Source organism: Acidovorax sp. Leaf191 (assembly GCF_001424425.1).
Lineage (GTDB): Bacteria > Pseudomonadota > Gammaproteobacteria > Burkholderiales > Burkholderiaceae_C > Acidovorax.
Window position 1 is genome coordinate 1,081,940 of the sequence record NZ_LMPT01000019.1, and the last position, 16,057, is coordinate 1,097,996.

General features: G+C 66.8%; 16 protein-coding genes and 1 tRNA gene. 5 read left to right on the forward strand and 12 right to left on the reverse strand.

The window, feature by feature from the left end; translation table 11 throughout:
* Positions 1-9: 9 nt before the first annotated feature.
* The 5 genes from ASG27_RS19010 to ASG27_RS19030 form a co-directional block, all read right to left on the reverse strand.
* Entirely contained in the window at positions 10-726 is a 717-nt protein-coding gene (locus tag ASG27_RS19010; RefSeq protein WP_056419408.1) for an ABC transporter ATP-binding protein, read from the reverse strand.
* Between the two features lie 178 nt (positions 727-904).
* On the reverse strand, positions 905-1,681 hold the full coding sequence (locus tag ASG27_RS19015) for an ABC transporter ATP-binding protein (protein ID WP_056165380.1): 777 nt from the start codon (positions 1,679-1,681) through the stop codon (positions 905-907).
* The gene (locus tag ASG27_RS19020; RefSeq protein WP_056419417.1) at positions 1,671-2,681 is read right to left on the reverse strand and encodes a branched-chain amino acid ABC transporter permease; all 1,011 of its coding nucleotides are present in this window, start codon (positions 2,679-2,681) and stop codon (positions 1,671-1,673) included. The genes ASG27_RS19015 and ASG27_RS19020 overlap by 11 nt, the downstream gene beginning before the upstream one ends.
* Positions 2,678-3,541, reverse strand: coding sequence for a branched-chain amino acid ABC transporter permease (locus tag ASG27_RS19025; protein ID WP_056419419.1), 864 nt, complete (start codon positions 3,539-3,541; stop codon positions 2,678-2,680). The genes ASG27_RS19020 and ASG27_RS19025 overlap by 4 nt, the downstream gene beginning before the upstream one ends.
* A gap of 236 nt (positions 3,542-3,777) precedes the next feature.
* A complete protein-coding gene (locus ASG27_RS19030) occupies positions 3,778-4,965 on the reverse strand; it encodes an ABC transporter substrate-binding protein (protein WP_056165384.1) in 1,188 nt (395 codons plus the stop codon).
* A gap of 290 nt (positions 4,966-5,255) precedes the next feature.
* Between ASG27_RS19030 and ASG27_RS19035 the strand changes: the two genes are divergently transcribed.
* From ASG27_RS19035 to ASG27_RS19050, 4 genes are all read left to right on the forward strand, one after another.
* Positions 5,256-6,515, forward strand: a complete 1,260-nt coding sequence (locus ASG27_RS19035; protein WP_056419421.1) for an HPP family protein — start codon at positions 5,256-5,258, stop codon at positions 6,513-6,515.
* 227 nt (positions 6,516-6,742) lie between these two features.
* On the forward strand, positions 6,743-6,994 hold the full coding sequence (gene infA, locus ASG27_RS19040) for a translation initiation factor IF-1 (RefSeq protein WP_056165388.1): 252 nt from the start codon (positions 6,743-6,745) through the stop codon (positions 6,992-6,994).
* 89 nt (positions 6,995-7,083) lie between these two features.
* Positions 7,084-7,160 (forward strand) — tRNA-Pro (locus tag ASG27_RS19045).
* 239 nt (positions 7,161-7,399) lie between these two features.
* Positions 7,400-8,182, forward strand: coding sequence for a heparan-alpha-glucosaminide N-acetyltransferase (locus ASG27_RS19050; protein ID WP_056419424.1), 783 nt, complete (start codon positions 7,400-7,402; stop codon positions 8,180-8,182).
* Between the two features lie 325 nt (positions 8,183-8,507).
* Here ASG27_RS19050 and ASG27_RS19055 read toward each other — a convergent pair whose 3' ends face one another.
* From ASG27_RS19055 to ASG27_RS19080, 6 genes are all read right to left on the reverse strand, one after another.
* Positions 8,508-9,293 (reverse strand): peptidylprolyl isomerase, encoded by a 786-nt coding sequence (locus ASG27_RS19055; protein ID WP_056419427.1) that lies wholly within the window; start codon positions 9,291-9,293, stop codon positions 8,508-8,510.
* A gap of 70 nt (positions 9,294-9,363) precedes the next feature.
* The gene (locus ASG27_RS19060; RefSeq protein WP_056419430.1) at positions 9,364-9,633 is read right to left on the reverse strand and encodes a BolA family protein; all 270 of its coding nucleotides are present in this window, start codon (positions 9,631-9,633) and stop codon (positions 9,364-9,366) included.
* An 11-nt stretch (positions 9,634-9,644) separates the two neighbouring features.
* Positions 9,645-10,184 (reverse strand): septation protein A, encoded by a 540-nt coding sequence (locus tag ASG27_RS19065; RefSeq protein ID WP_056419435.1) that lies wholly within the window; start codon positions 10,182-10,184, stop codon positions 9,645-9,647.
* Between the two features lie 24 nt (positions 10,185-10,208).
* Positions 10,209-10,622, reverse strand: coding sequence for a peptide-methionine (R)-S-oxide reductase MsrB (gene msrB, locus ASG27_RS19070; RefSeq protein ID WP_056419437.1), 414 nt, complete (start codon positions 10,620-10,622; stop codon positions 10,209-10,211).
* The gene (locus ASG27_RS19075) at positions 10,619-12,100 is read right to left on the reverse strand and encodes a protein adenylyltransferase SelO (RefSeq protein ID WP_056419441.1); all 1,482 of its coding nucleotides are present in this window, start codon (positions 12,098-12,100) and stop codon (positions 10,619-10,621) included. Before ASG27_RS19075 ends, msrB begins: the two co-directional genes overlap by 4 nt.
* Before the next feature lie 97 nt (positions 12,101-12,197).
* The gene (locus ASG27_RS19080) at positions 12,198-13,232 is read right to left on the reverse strand and encodes an AraC family transcriptional regulator (RefSeq protein WP_056419444.1); all 1,035 of its coding nucleotides are present in this window, start codon (positions 13,230-13,232) and stop codon (positions 12,198-12,200) included.
* A 183-nt stretch (positions 13,233-13,415) separates the two neighbouring features.
* Here ASG27_RS19080 and ASG27_RS19085 point away from each other — a divergent pair, with 183 nt between their 5' ends.
* Complete coding sequence (locus ASG27_RS19085) at positions 13,416-15,122, forward strand: carboxylesterase/lipase family protein (RefSeq protein ID WP_056419447.1); 1,707 nt, start codon at positions 13,416-13,418, stop codon at positions 15,120-15,122.
* Positions 15,123-15,167: 45 nt separating this feature from the next.
* Here the strand turns inward: ASG27_RS19085 and ASG27_RS19090 are convergent, their stop codons facing one another.
* Positions 15,168-15,854: a Crp/Fnr family transcriptional regulator gene (locus tag ASG27_RS19090; RefSeq protein WP_056419892.1), complete on the reverse strand. Its 687-nt coding sequence runs from the start codon at positions 15,852-15,854 to the stop codon at positions 15,168-15,170.
* Positions 15,855-16,057: the final 203 nt, after the last annotated feature.

A 16,057-nucleotide genomic window follows, 5' to 3' on the forward strand; every position in this document is an offset into this window, starting at 1 on the left:
GCGCAGCGATTACACCCCCAGGTACTGCTCCAGCAGCGCGGGCTGGGCCTGCAGCGCGTCGGAGCTGCCCTCGAACACCACCTGGCCCTTGACCAGGATGACATTGCGGTCGGTGATCTGCGTGACGTGTTTCCAGTTCTTGTCCACGATCACGCTGCTGATGCCGCTGTCCTTGATGAGGCTGCAGATGCGCCAGATCTCGCGCGCGATCAGCGGGGCCAGCCCTTCGGTGGCTTCGTCGAGGATGAGCACGTCGGGGTTGGTCATGAGCGCGCGGCCGATGGTGAGCATCTGCTGCTCGCCGCCGCTCAGCTGCTGGCCGCCGTGTCCCAGGCGCTCCTTGAGGCGCGGAAAGGTCTCCAGCACGCGGTCGTAGGTCCAGTCGCGCTGGCCGCGCGTGCCGGCGCGGGCGGCCATCTGCAGGTTCTCCACCACGCTCAGGTTGCCGAAGATGCCGCGGCCTTCGGGCACGTAGGCGATGCCCAGGCGCGCCACTTCGTAGGGTGGCCGGCCGGTCATGTCGCGCCCGGCGACGGTGACGCTGCCCGAGCGCGGCGGCACCAGGCCCATCAGCGACTTGAGCAGCGTGCTCTTGCCCATGCCGTTGCGGCCCATGAGGCCGATGGTTTCGCTGCGGCCCACGCGAAAGTCCACGCCATGCAGGATGTGGCTGGGGCCGTAGAAGGTGTGGATGCCGCGGGCATCGATCCAGGGGATGTTGCTCATCTCATTGACCCCATTGCGCGGCGCACTACCCGCAGCCCGCCAAACTGGCGCGGCCCATGCGCGGGCAGCCGCGCAAGGGCCGCCCCGCCGCGCTGGCTGCGTCCCCCTGCCCGCATTGCGCAGCAATGCGGGAGCGGGGGGAGGGCGCGAAGCGACTCAGGGGGGTGTTGTTTCAACATCAATGATCCTCGCCCAGGTAGGCGGCCTGCACGCCCGCGTCGGCGCGCACCTCGGCCGGTGTGCCGTGGGCGATGACTTCGCCGTTGACCATCACGGTGAGCCGGTCGGCCAGCGCGAACACGGCGTCCATGTCGTGCTCCACCAGCATGATGGCGTGCGCGGGTTTGAGGCGCTGCAGCAGGCCGACCATGCGCTCGGCCTCGGCCACGCCCATGCCGGCCAGCGGTTCGTCGAGCAGCAGCACCTGGGGCTCGGTGGCCAGGGTCATCGCGATCTCCAGCTGGCGCTGCTCGCCGTGGCTCATGGTGCCTGCGATGGCCGTGCGCCGGTCTTTCAGGCCCGACAGCTCCATGGCGCTTTCCAGGCGGGCGTGAAGCGCTCTGTTATTGATAGCGGCGTGGCGCGTGTCCTGCCACCAGCGCAGCGGGTTCCAGGGCTGCTGCGGGTCGCGCGACTGTGCGGCCAGGCGCACGTTCTCGTGCACCGTCAGCGGCATGAAGATGTTGGTCTTCTGGTAGCTGCGCCCCAGGCCCTGGCGCGAGATGCGCTCGGGCGCCCAGCCCGTCACGTCGGTGGTGCCCAACTGCACCTGGCCCGAGGTGGGCGGCAAGTCGCCTGAGAGCAGGTTGGTCAGCGTGGACTTGCCCGCGCCGTTGGGGCCGATGACCGCATGGATGCGGCCCCGCCACAGGTCCACCGACACGCCGTGGACGGCAGCCAGGCCACCGAAGCGCTTGGTCAGGTTGCGGGCAGACAGCAACACGTCATCGGCCATGGTGCGTGCCCTCCGGTGCATCGGTTTGTGCCTTGGCCCGGCGCCAGTTCAGCATGCCCAGCAGCCCGCGTGGCGCGGCCAGCACCACCAGCACGATGAAGCTGCCCATCAGCAACTGCCAGTGCTTGGTGATGTCCTTGAACACATGCAGCAGGATCTCGAAAGCAAACGCACCCACGATGGCCCCGGCAAAGTTGCCCATGCCGCCCAGGATGACCATCATGATCGCGTGCGCGCTCATGTGAAAGCCCATGAGCTCGGGATTCACATAGCCTGTCTGGGCGCCCCACAGGTAGCCCGCCAGCCCCGCCAGGGCGCCGGCCACGGTGAACGCGGTGAGCTTGTAGCCCCGCGTGCCGAAGCCCATGGCGCGCATGCGGTGCTCGTTGATGCGCACGCCCGCCAGCGCCCGGCCCAGCGGGCTCCACAGCAGGCGGCGCAGCAGCACATAGACAATGACGACCAGCGCGAGCGTGAAGTAGTAGAAGGTCTTGCGGCCTTCCAGGTCGAACGGCAGCCAGCCGAAAATGGACGCATCGGGCCGGAAGTTGATGTACAGGCCGTCCGAGCCGCCCAGCACCTTGTTGTCGAAGAACAGGTAGAACACCATCTGCGCGAACGCCATCGTGACCATGATGAAGTAGATGCCGTGGGTGCGCACCACGAAGAAGCCGATGACGAGGGCCACCAGCCCCGCGCCCGCCACGGCGAGCGGCAGGGTCCACCACAGGCTCACCGGGGCGTCGGCGGGCGTGAGGAAGGCCAGCGCATACCCGGCCACGCCGAAGTACGCCGCATGGCCCAGCGACACCAGCCCGGTCACGCCCTGCAGCAGGTCCAGGCTCATCGCGAAGATGGCCATGATCAGCATGCGCGTGACCATCTGCACGTAGAAGTCGCTGCCGACGAACGGAAAGGCCAGCAGCGCCACCAGGCCCATGGCCAGGACGAGCTGCGCGCTGCGGGGCAGCACTTCGATGTTGGAGCGCGGGGAGCTCATTGTTTGAACAAGCCTTCAGGTTTCCACAGCAGCACGGCTGCCATCAGCATGTAGACGAGCATCCCCGCCATCGAGGGCAGCAGCACCTTGCCGAACGTATCCACCAAGCCCACCAGCAGCGCCGCGATCAGCGCGCCGCGCACCGACCCGATGCCGCCGATCACCACCACCACAAAGCACATGATCAGCACCGACGAACCCATGTTGGGGTAGACGCTGGAGATGGGCGCTGCCACCATGCCCGCAACGGCGGCCAAGCCCACGCCGATCGCGAACACGACGGCATGGATGAGCTTGATGTTCACCCCCAGCGACTCCGCCATGTCGCGGTTGAAGGCCCCTGCGCGGATCTTCATGCCCAGCCGGGTTTTGGAGATCAGCAGGTACAGGCCCAGTGCCAGCACGATGCAGACGCCGGAGATGAACAGCCGGTACACCGGGTAGGACAGCGTGTCCGTGAGCGGTATGGACCACTCCAGCATCTTCGGGATGGCCACGCCGTGCACGTCGTCGCCCCACAGGATGGAGCGCAGCTCCTCGAAGATGTAGATGAGGCCAAAGGTCAGCAGCACCTGGTCGAGGTGGTCGCGGTGGTAGAAGTGCCGGAACAGCAGCCACTCCAGCGCCAGGCCGAACACCACGGCCAGCACAGCCCCGCCCAGGATGGCCAGCGTGAGGCTGCCGAAGTAGCCCGACAGCGAATACCCCAGGTAGGCCCCCAGCATGTAGAAGCTGCCATGCGCCAGGTTGACCACGCCCATGATCCCGAAGATCAGCGTGAGACCCGCGGCCAGCATGAACAGCAGCAGGCCGTACTGCACGCTGTTGAGCAGTTGAATCAGAAAGGTCGCGAAGTCCATGGGCGTGGTGAGGGTGGCGGCGGGTGCAGTGCGGCGGGCGGCTTGCGGGCCTGCGCGGTGGAGTCATCCACGGGTGAGTGTGTCATGGTGCGGTGTGTCCCGCGCAAGGCAGGTAGACGCCCTGGCTCAGCGCCTGCGCGCATGGGCCACGCCCGCGCGCAGGCAGTGCCGTCGTGCACGCAGCGTGCCGAAGAACAAGGGCGGGGCCGCTGCGTCGGGCAGCGTGTCCGCCCACCTCAGCCCATGCGGCAGCCGGCGCCGCTGTCGGCCAGCGCCTTGGCGGCCACGCCGATCACCTTGTTTTCCTTGTTCTCCACGCGGCGCAGGTAGATGTCCTGCACGGGGTTGTGCGACTTGCTCATCGTCCACTTGCCGCGCGGGCTGTCGATGGTGGCGCTTTCCATCGCCTTGATGACCGCGGGCTTGGCAGACAGGTCACCCTTCACGGCATTGGCGCCCTGCACCAGCAGCAGGCCGGTGTCGTAGCCCTGCACGGCATACACGTCGGGCTGGCTGCGGAAGGCCTTGGCGTATTCCAGTCGGAACTGCTTGTTGCGCGGCGTGTCCAGCGAATCGCTGTAGTGCATGGTGGTGATGATGCCGTCGGCCGCGGGGCCCGCCGCATCGAGCACGCCTTCGGTGAGGAAGCCCGAGCCGTACAGCGGGATCTTGTCCTTGAGGCCTGCGGCCGCGTAGTCCTTGATGAACTTGGCCGCGCCGCCGCCCGCGAAGAAGCAGGCCACTGCGTCCGGCTTGAGCGCGGCGATCTCGGTCAGCAGCGCCTGGAATTCCACGTTGGGGAAGGGCAGGCCCAGTTCCTTCACGATGGTGCCGCCGGCGGCGGTGTAGCTTTGCTTGAAGCCCTCGAAGGCTTCGTCGCCGGCCGCGTACTTCCAGGTGATCCACACGGCCTTCTTGTGGCCCTTTTCGACCATGGCCTTGCCCAGCGCCAGCGTGGGCTGCGAGTTGCTGAACGAAGTGCGGAACACGTTGGGTGCGCAGAGCGCGCGGGTGGCGGCATGCACGCCCGCGTTGGGAATCAGGTTGAGCACGCCGGTGTCGCGCGCCACCTTCTGGATGCCCATCTGCACGCCCGAGTGCACGGTGCCGATCAGCACATCCACCTTGTCGCGCTGCACCAGCTTGCTGGCGTTTTCCACGCCCTTGCTGGGCTCGGACTCGTCGTCCACCTTGAACCATTCGATCTCGCGGCCGCCGAGCTTGCCGCCTTGCTGGTCGATGGCCAGGCGCACACCGTTCTCGATGGCCACGCCCAGTTGCGCAAAGGTGCCGGTGTACGGCAGCATGAAGCCGACCCGCACCTTGCCGCTTTGCGCCCGCACGATGGAGGGCAGCAACAGGCCCGTGGATGCGGCGCCCACGAGGGCGGCGCTGCGGCTGATGACGAGTCGGCGGGTGGTCATGGGGCGGGTCTCCTTTGTTTAGGCTTAAAGCAATTTAACCCAAGGCCCTCCTGTAGAAAACTATGGCTTACCCGTACCGATGGCGCAGGTGCGGTTGGTGGGCCGGTGGGCGGTGGTGGACCGGCGTGCGGCCTGGGGCTGCAGCAGAGCCCCCGCTTGAGCGCTGTCCAGCCCAGCGGAGCACAATGCGGGGCCGTTTTTCATGGCCTCTGCAGGCCTGCGAGGCTTGCAGGGCCTGCGGCCTCCTGTGTCGCGACGAGAGGGTGTCGCTCCCCGTCTCAGACTGTTCCATGTCCTCTTCCGAGTCCCGTTCCGCTTCATCGTCCGCCGCCAAGCCCCAGCCCGCTGCCATCACGTCCCGCGCCCGCATCGGGCGCTGGCTGCGCAACTTCTGGCCGGCGCCACTGGGCATCGACGGGCGCGAGCGGCTGCGCTTCATCGTCGGCGCCGTGATGGGCGTTTTCATCACCGCGTTGCTGAGCCGGTGGTGGGCGCAGGGCGTCGGCATCGCGCACGGGCCCTGGATGATTGCTTCGCTGGGTGCCAGTGCCATCCTGGTCTTCGGCATGCCGTCGAGCCCGCTGGCGCAGCCCTGGCCGGTGCTGGGCGGCAGCACGCTGTCGGCCGTGGTCGGCGGGGTGTGCTCGATGCTGGTGCCCGATCCGGCGCTGGCTGGCGCGCTGGCGGTGGGGCTGGCCGTGGCGCTCATGGTGCCGCTGCGCTGCCTGCACCCGCCGGGCGGCGCCATGGCGCTGTATGTGGTGCTGACGGCGGGCGACGGGGTTCATCTGGCCATGTTCCCGATCCTGTTCAACGTGGTCGTGCTGCTGGTGGCGGGCGTGGTCTACAACAGCCTGACCGGCCGCAGCTATCCGCACCCCCAGCGCACGCCGGTGCGTGCCAGCGTGGCGCCTGGTGCTTTTACTGCAGGCGACGTGGATGCTGCGCTGGCGCACTACAACCAGGTGCTGGACGTGAGCCGCGCGGACCTGGAGGGGCTGCTGTACCTCGCCGGGCGGGCAGCGTTCCAGCGCACGCTGGGCGAGGTGCGCTGCGCGGACATCATGTCGAAGCCGCCATTCGCGGTGGAGGCGGGCGTGTCGCTCAAGGATGCCTGGGCCCTGATGCGTGCCCGTCAGATCAAGGCGCTGCCCGTGGTGGACGGGCAGCAACTCGTGACCGGCATCGTCACCGTGGCGGACTTCATGCGGCTGGCCAACCTGGAAGTCCATGAGGGCCTGGGCCGGCGCCTGCGTACGCTGGTGATGGGGCGCGGCGACCAGCCCGGCACGGTGGGCGAGATCATGTCGCACCCCGTGCAGGTGGCCCGCACGGACCAGCACGCCATGGACCTGGTGCCGCTGTTCTCGCACGGTGGGCACCACCACATTCCCATCGTGGACGCCGGCGAACGCCTTGTGGGCGTGATCACCCAGACGGACCTGGTGCGCACGCTGGCCATCGTGGTGCAGGGGCGCGACGGCCCAGCGGGGCAGGGCGGCCCGTCGGACAGCTGTGTGCAGACCGCAGCCCCCACCGCCGCGCCATAGGCAAAAACAGGGTTCCGCGGTACAATTGACAGGCTTTGCACAGCGCTTTGCCTGTCCACTGACGCCGTCTCCCCCGGCTTTCTGCCTGATCTGCGCCCCGGGTGCAGCGACTCCCACCGCCCGCAATGCACCGTGTGCCGAGTACAACCGGTCACGCCGTAGCTGCCATGGTGGATGCACAAGTAGTCAGGCGCCGATCACAGAATATTTGTTTGAAGAGATAGAACATGGCCAAAGAAGAACTCATTGAAATGCAAGGCTCCGTCACGGAAGTCCTGCCCGACTCGCGCTTTCGCGTCACGCTGGAAAACGGCCATCAACTGATTGCCTACACCGGCGGCAAGATGCGCAAGCACCACATCCGTATCTTGGCGGGCGACAAGGTGTCGCTGGAAATGTCGCCCTACGACCTGAGCAAGGGCCGGATCACCTTCCGCCACCTGGCAGGCCGCGGCCCGGGCCCTGGCGGCAACCGATAACCCGGTGTTCGCGTGCGGTGTGTTGAAAATTTCAAAAAAACCGCAACGAACCCAAAACAGCTGAAATTCCGTTATAGAATACGAGCTGTCGGAGCGTAGCGCAGCCTGGTAGCGCATCTGCTTTGGGAGCAGAGGGTCGCGAGTTCGAATCCCGCCGCTCCGACCAATGTTTGAAGGCCTTGCAGCACATGCTGCAAGGCCTTTTTGCTTTGTGGGCCTGCTTGTCTGTTTCGGGTGACAAGCCCGCTTCGGATCGCATGGAGTGCGGGTGCCGCAGGGCAGAATACCGGTTGCACCGTCGTACCGTTGCACCGCGTCACCATCCACACCGCGCTGCATGCTGTCTGGTGCCTCCAGGGCGCGCCAGGGCTGTTGATGGCGCCGTGCTGACCCACTCCGAACACGATGACCCCACCTGTGCCTTCGCCTCCCTTTGTCCTTGCGCCGCGGCACCCCCGTTACGACACGGTGGATGCGCTGCGCGGTCTGGCCATGGTGTGGATGACGGTGTTTCACCTCTGCTTCGACCTGAGCCATCTGGGCTTCTGGCCGCAGAACTTCCGCGCCGACCCGTTCTGGACCTCGCAGCGCACGGTCATCGTGAGCCTCTTTCTCTTTTGCGCAGGCCTGGGGCAGGCCATCGCCTTGCACCAGGGGCAGGGGTGGGCGCGCTTCGGGCGGCGCTGGGGGCAGATCGCGGGCTGTGCCTTGCTGGTCACCGTGGGCTCGGTGGTGATGTTTCCGCAGAGCTTCATCTACTTCGGTGTGCTGCACGGCATGGCCGTCATGCTGCTGGTGGCGCGGCTCACGGCGGGCTGGGGCCGTGGGTTGTGGCTGGCGGGCTTGCTGGCGGTGGCGCTGCCGCCGCTGGCCCATCATCTGCTCACGGGCGCCTGGGCCGACGCAGCGCCCTGGTTCAACAGCCGCTGGCTCAACTGGCTGGGCCTGGTGGGGCGCAAGCCATTCACCGAGGACTATGTGCCCGTGCTGCCCTGGCTGGGTGTGATGTGGTGGGGGCTGGCCAGCGGCCAATGGCTGCTCGCCCGGCGCAGTGCCTGGCTGCAGTGGCGGCTACCGAGGGCCCTGCGGCCCTTGGCCTGGCTGGGGCGGTGGAGTCTGAGCTACTATATGGTGCACCAGCCGGTGATGATCGGCGTGTTGATGGCGGTGGCCTGGTGGAGGGCCTAGCGGCCTGAGGCCAGGTTCCTGCGCGTGCTGAAGTCTTGGCGCAGGAGTCGCGGGGCAGGGGCTTGTGGTGAAGGCTTGGCGCTTTGGAGCGGGCCTGGAATGGACATCGATCGGCCTGGACCGACTCGGAACCGGCACAAACGCGGGAGCCCCGCATGTCGGGATTCTGTGCATGATCTCTGGCTGCGCGGGCCGGCGTGGTGCAGCGTGATGTGGCCCGACCGCCCATGAAAAAACGCGGCCTGGGCCGCGTTTTTTGGGGGCAGGCCCGGTAGGCCGAGCCGCTGGCGTCTGGGTTGCCCAGAAGCGCTGTCGATGGATTAGATTACTCGACCTTGGCCTTGGTGCGCAGGTCTTCCTGGAACTTGGCCAGCTTTTGCTGTTGCAGTTGCTGGGCGACCTGGGGCTTCACTTCTTCCAGCTTGGGCAGTTCGGCCTGGCGCACATCGTCCAGGCGGATGATGTGGTAGCCGAACTGGCTCTTCACGGGGGTCTCGGTCATCTTGCCCTTTTGGAGCTTGACCAGGGCTTCGCTGAACTCACCCACGTAGCTCGATGGGTTGGCCCAATCCAGGTCGCCACCCTTGGCGCCAGAACCTGGGTCCTTGGATTGCTTCTTGGCGATGTCTTCGAACTTGGCGCCCTTCTTGATGGAAGCGATGATCGCCTTGGCGTCCGATTCCTTTTCCACCAGGATGTGGCTGGCCTTGTATTCCTTGCCGCTGTTGGCGGCCGCGAACTTGTCGTACTCGGCCTGGATTTCGGCGTCGGTCACGGGGTTGTTCTTTTGGTAGTCGGCGAACAGTTCGCGGATCAGGATGGTCTGGCGTGCCAGTTCCATTTGCGACTTGTAGTCGGCGGAGCCTTCCAGTCCGCGCTTTTGCGCTTCCTGCATGAAGATTTCGCGGGTGATCACTTCTTCCTTGATCTGGCCTTCGATATCGGGCGTCACGGGGCGGCCCGAGCGTTCCACTTGCTGCCTGAGGGCTTCAACGCGCTCTTTGGGCACGGCCTTGCCGTTGACGATGGCCACGTTCTGGGCAAAGGCTGGCAGGGCCACGGTGCCCAGCACGGCAGCGGCGACGAGGCCGGACAGGAGCTGTTTCTTCATGCGGAATCCAAAAATTGAAAGGTTGTTTTTGCGCCAGCTGAAATCCGGCGCCTGGGTAGCTGGGGCCGGTTCAGAGAACTTCAATGGCGAGGGCGTGGACGCCTTGGTCAATAAATTCTTGCAGCGCATCATACACAAGGCGGTGCTGCGCGACCCGGGGCTTGCCTGTAAACAAAGGTGACGAAATGCGCACCCGAAAATGCGTGCCGAAGCCGGTGCCATTGGCCCCGGAATGCCCGGCGTGGGCGGCGCTTTCGTCCAGCACCTCCAGGGCGGTGGGCGTGAGCCGCTGGGCCAGGGCTTGGTGCATCTGTTGCGCTATGGAGATGGACGTGGTCATGTCGGCGTCCCTTAAGCCACAGGCTCGTCGTTCTTGAGGTGCGGGGCGATGTAGATGCCCTGGCCTACCAGAAAGACCAGCGGAAAGGCGTAGCCCCACAGCTTGAAGTCCACCCACGCCTCGGTGCTGAAGTTGAGCACCACGTAGGCGTTGACGGCCGACATGAAGGCGCAGTAGATGATCCAGGCGACGTTCAGGCGCGTCCAGATGGCGTCGGGCAGCGTCAGCTGGCCGCCCAGCAGCATCTTGAGGAAGTTCTTCTTTAGGATCCACAAGGCCACGGCCAAAGCGATCGACATGGCGCCGTAGAGCACCGTGGGCTTCCACTTGATGAAGCGGTCGTCCTGCAGCACCAGCGTGAGCGTGCCGAACAGCAGGATCAGCACCAGCGTCACCTTGTGCATGGTCTGCAGCCGGCGTTCCATCGCGTAGATCAGGCCCATCTGCACCACGGTGGCGGCCATCAGCACGGCGGTGCCCACGTAGATGCCGTAGAACTTGTAGGCCCCGAAGAACAGCAGGATGGGGAAGAAGTCGATCAGAATTTTCATGAAGTCAGGCGAGAGTCTCGGCGGTCAGCCCTTGTCGGTTTCGAAGTCCAGCGACGCCGAGTTCATGCAGTAGCGCAGGCCGGTCGGCGCAGGGCCGTCTTCGAACACGTGGCCCAGGTGGGCCCCGCATTGTGCACACACCGTCTCGGTGCGCACCATGCCGTGGCTGCGGTCCACGATTTCCTTGATGGCGCCGGGCACGGCTTCGGAGAAGCTCGGCCAGCCGCAGCCCGCGTCGAACTTGGTCACCGAGTCGAACAATTTGGCACCGCAGCAGATGCAGTGGTAGCTGCCATCAGCCCAGTGGGCTTCGTACTTGCCGGTGAATGGGCGCTCGGTGGCCGCATGGCGGGTGACCTGGAAGGCCACGGGTTCTGCGCCCTTGTCGCGCAGCACGGCTTGCCATTCGGCGTCGGTTTTTTGTACGGGGTGGGTCATGATGAACAGCTGATCTCGATGGAAGACGCCCAGTCGGGCGGAAAGGCTGCGTAGGCGTCGTGCCCGGGGTGCTCGTCGAAGGGGCGCTCCAGCAGCCGCTGAAGGGTTTGGACTTCGCTGAAGTCGCCAAGTTTCGCAGCGCGGATGGCTTGTTCGCCCAAATGGTTGCGCAGCACGAATTTGGGGTTGGTCTTGAGCATCAAATCGGCTGCTACCGCTTGATCATCCAGCGCAAGTAGCTCTGAATATGATAGCAACCATGCGTCGAACGCCTCGCGGTCGGCAAACAGGTCGCGCACGGGCTCGAAATCGCTGCTGCCCACCGCGTGCGAGAGCCGGCGCCAGAAGATAGGGTAGTCCACGCCGTTCTTGGCCAGCAGCTGCAGGATGCCGTCGATGAGTGCGCCGTCCTGCTCGCGCGCCGTGGGCAAGCCCAGCTTGGCCCGCATGCGGGCCATGAACTCTTCGGGGAACGCCGTCTTGTACGACTCCAGCGCCTGCTTGGCCAGCTCTTCGTCGCCGATGAGCGGCAGCAGGGCCTGGGCCAGGCAGAACATGTTCCAGTACGCCACGTTGGGCTGGCGGTTGTAGGCGTAGCGGCCTTGCGTGTCGCTGTGGTTGCACACATGGCCCGGCACGAACGCGTCCAGAAACTGAAACGGCCCGTAGTCGATGGTCAGGCCCAGGATGCTCATGTTGTCGGTGTTCATCACGCCATGGCAAAACCCCACGGCCTGCCACTGCGCCATCAGGCGTGCGGTGCGCTCGCTCACGGCCTGCAGCAGCGCTGCGTAGGCGTTGCCGCCGAACTCGGCAGTGCCGCGGCATGCGGGGTAGTAGCGGTCGATGACGTAGTCGGCCAGCGCCTGCAGCTGGGGCTCCAGTCCATTGGCGGCAAAGTGCTCGAAGTGGCCAAAGCGCACGAAGCTGGGCGCCACGCGGGTGACCACCGCGGCGGTCTCGACCTCTTCGCGCCGCACGGGGCCGGGCGACCCGGTGATGCACAGCGCGCGCGATGTCGGCACGCCCAGGCCGTGCATGGCCTCGCTGCACAGAAACTCGCGGATGCTCGATCGCAGCACGGCGCGGCCGTCGCCCCCCCGCGAATAGGGCGTGCGGCCGGCGCCCTTGAGCTGCACTTCGTAGCCGCTGGCCGTCTCGCCCAGCAAGATGGCGCGGCCATCGCCCAATTGCCCGGCCCAGACGCCGAACTGGTGGCCGCTATAGACGCTGGCAAGAGGGCGCGAGCCCGCCAGCAGCGCATTGCCGGTGAACGCCTGCAGCGCCTCGTCGGTGTGCAGCACCGCAGGGTCCAGCCCGATCAAACCCGCCACGTCGGCGCTGCGGCCGACCCAGTGGGGCGCGGGCAGCGGAGTAGGGCGCAGCTCGGTATAAAAATCCGGGCCCAGGGCGGCAAAACCGTGGTTCCAGGCCAGGCCGATGTCGGCAGGGGTTTCGCTGTCGGCGCGCTGATTCATTGCCCGATTGTCTCGCACCGCCGATGCCCCCGAGCCGACAGGGCCATGGCCACGACACACAGGCCCCTGGCTTGCTCTGCCTTGGTCATCCCCCTTGTCAGGACGCCGCTTCGGGCTCGGGGTGCAGCACCTGCGCGCGGTACTGGCCGGGCGGCATGCCGAACCAGCGCTTGCACGCCCGAAACAGGTTGCTCTGGTCGGCAAAGCCCAGCAGGTCGGCGATCTCGCCCAGGGAGCGCCGCGCATCGCTCAGGTGCTGGCGCGCCAGCTCGCAGCGGGTGTCGTCCAGCAGCTGCTGGTAGCTCACGGATTCGGCCTGCAGGCGCCGCTGCAGCGTGCGGTCGGTCAGGTGCAGGCGCGCTGCGATGTCTTCGCGCCGCGGCTCGCCCAGGTGCAGCACGCGGGCGATTTCGGTGCGCACCCGGGTGCTGGCCAGCGTCTGGCCGAGCTGGTCCAGCTCGGACTCCACCATGCGCTCGTGCAGCGCCCACAGGCTGGGGTTGTGCGTGGGGATGGGCGCCAGCAGGTCGGCGTCTGCCAGCAGGAACCGGTTGGCCGGCTGCCCGAACCGTGGCAGCACCCCGAAGGCCACGCGGTAACGGGCGTCGTCCTGCGGTGGCGGGGTGGTCAGCTCCACGGCCTGCGGCACCAGGTCGCGCCGGGTCAGCCAGCAGCACAGCGTGAACAAGGTCAGGACCGCGAATTCGATGCGCTGGCGCGGAATGGGCCGGCTGGCGCCGATGTGGCTGATCGCCAGCCAGTGGCCCTGGCCGCGCGGGTCACGCTGCATCTCGAAGGTGGTGGCGTCCGATATCAAGGCCATCTGCCGCTGCAGGTGCTCGAAGCCGATCAGCAGGTTGGGGCCCGACGCCAGCGCATAGCCCACCAGGTCCACATTGCCGTAGCGCGCCGCCAGGTCCCGCGCCAGGCCCAGGCCGGGGCGGCCGTACCGCGCCGCGGCGGCCTCCCACAGGCGGCTCACGCGGTCCACATCCACACGGGTCTGCTGCTGCAGCAGGGCGGGCAGGTCGATGCCCGCTTCGGTGCACAGGTCTGCGGCAGGCAGGCCTTCGGCTGCAAACATGTCCGCAATGCCGCGCACCCACGCGGCGGAGCTGGTGCGCGGTGTCATGGCCGGGCTGCCGGGTCAGGGTTAACGCGAGGGTGGTGTTCTGAAGTCACTGTTTTGGCACGGTTGCGATAGTGGGCCGATGGCGATGCGTTCACACAATCGTCGCTGAGGTTTGGCCCTGCCGCAAGTGTGACGCTTCAGAGAGGCCCGACCCATTCCTGAAAACCCCCAAGGAGACAAGACATGGCTGATTTTCAACGCCGCGTGCGCTTTGGCGCCGCCGTGCTGGCAGCATTGATGGGTACGGCCTGCGGCGGCTCCAGCGGCACGCCACCCGAGCTGCGCGAGACCCGCTACGGCGCGGTGCGCGGCACCGACGACAGCGCCACCACCGGCACCTACGCCTGGAAGGGCCTGCCGTTTGCCAAGCCCCCCGTGGGCGACCTGCGCTGGCAACCGCCCGCAGAGCCCGCAGCCTGGACGGGCGAGCGCGATGCCACGCGGTTTGGCAGCGCCTGCCTGCAGATGGGGCGCCTGTACGGCCCCGGCGCCAACAACCGCTTTGACGACACCATCGGCCAGACTCTGGGCACCCCCGTGGGCAACGAAGACTGCCTGACCCTGAACATCTGGCGCCCGGCCAACGGAGACAACAACCTGCCCGTGCTGCTGTTCCTGCACGGCGGCAGCGGCATATCGGGCTACACGGCCGACCCGGTGTACGACGGCGCGGCGCTGGCGCGCAAGGCCAACGCGGTGGTCGTAACGGCCAACTACCGGCTCGATGTGATGGGCTTCTTTCAGTTGCCCGCGCTGCACACCGGCAGCCAGGCGTACAGCGGCAACTACGCGCTGCTGGACAACATCCAGGCGCTGCGCTTCATCCAGGACAACATCGGCCGCTTTGGCGGCAACGCGGGCAACGTCACGCTGATGGGGCAGTCGGCGGGTGCCACCAATGTGCTGGCTCTGCTGACCGCACCGCCAGCCGCAGGTTTGTTCCACAAGGCACTGCCGGTCAGCGCCGGCATCTCGCTGCCCACCAACCTGCCCGCAGGCACCATCCCGACGCTCAACCCGGCCAGCAAATACGCGGCGCAGGCGGGGGCATTGCTGGCGGCCCTGGCCGTGGCCGACGGGCTGGCGCCCGACGCCGCCGCGGCGGCTGCGCTGGTGTCCGGCTGGACGCCCGCACACACCGCCAGCTACCTGCGCGGCAAGGACGGCCGCGTGCTGCTGCAGACCGTGCTCAAAGGCGGCCTTACGGGCTCGGGGCCCATCCCGGATGGCGTGGTGATTCCGGTCGACCCGATCGCCGCCATCGGGGCAGGGCGCTACCACAAGGTGCCGGTGCTGTCGGGTTACACGCTGGACGAGGCCAAGCTCTTCGCGCCCTTCCTCGCACTGCTGGGCGGCAAGCCCGGCATGAAGATCAGCGACGCCGAGCGCTTTGCGATGACGCAAAGCTTCAACCCCGATGCGCCCACCGCGCTCACCGCGGCCGACGTCATCGACGCGTCGTACCTGCCCGTCACCGCGCCGGTCACCGGCTACAACGCCCGTATGAAGCTTCTGGGCGCCGCTTTCATCGACCCGAGCCGCGACAACCTGCTCAACACGCTGCGCACCCAGCAGGCCAACGTCTGGAGCTACCAGTTCAACTGGGCCCAGCAGCCCGCGCCCTGGAACGATGTGTACGGCGCAGCCCACGGCTTCGATCTGCCGTTCGTGTTCGGCAACTTCGGCCCTTCATTGCTGGCCAAGGCCGCCAACAGCACCGCCAACCAGCCGGGACGCCTGGCCCTGTCGGGCGTGATGATGGACAGCGTGCGCGCCTTCGTGCACACCGGCAACCCCAACCACGCCGGCCTGGGGCAGGAGTGGCAGGCCTGGCCGCGCAGGTTCATCTTCGACGCGGACCAGAAGGCTGCGCGCCTCAGCGTTCAGTAAGCGTGTTCAGTCAGCCTGCCCGGTGATGTCCAAGCCCATGTCCGTTCAGGATGCCACGGTGGCGGCAAGGTATGCACTCAGTGCGTCGTCATCCACGATGGCGACCTTGCCGAAGTCCAGAGACACGATGCCCAGCCCTTCCAGCGTTTGCAGCACGCGGTTCACCGTCTGGCGCGACAGGCCGACCAACTGGCCCAGCTCGTCCTGCGTGAGGTTGAGCCGGCGCGTGCTGCGCCAGAACAGCCGGCTCAGGTACAGCGCCACGCGGTGCTCGGTGGACTGCGTGCGGCCCGCCTCGATGATGGTCATGGCCTGGCCCAGGCGCATGTTCAGGTGCAGCACCAGGAACTGGTTGAAGCCCAGGTGCGTCTCGCGCAGCGCGTTGAACAGCGGCAGTGGCAGGCACAGCAAGGTGGTGGGACGCAGTGCGACCACGTTGTACTTGCGCGGCTCGGGCTTCATGGCCGAGCCTTCGCCGAACCACTCGCCGTCGGGCACGCCGATGAACGCCGACGAGCGGCCCTTGCTGGCAGGGCTTTGCAGCATCACCAGGCCCGACAGCACGGCGTACCAGCCCTGCACGGCGCTGCCGGCGGGCATCATCACCGCGCCCTTGTCGCCCTGGATGGAGAACACCTCGGCCCGCAGCCGCTCCTGCAGGGCTGCGGGCACGCTGGCGAACCAGGGCTGGGCTTCGATGAAACGCTGGGCGGTGGGCGCAAAGCAGAGCATGCGCCGCATTGTCCCGGGTTCAGAAGCCATGAGGGTATTCCCTGTGCGTTTGTCAACGGGGCGACAGGTGTTGGCAAGCCCGCGCCTGCGGCGCACACTGCCCTTGCCCCGATGGAATGCGCGCCGCGGGCTGCGGGTTTTCACCACCAGCGTGACACGTCCGAAGGCCCGCACCGCGCTACGATGATCTTTCCATTCACCAC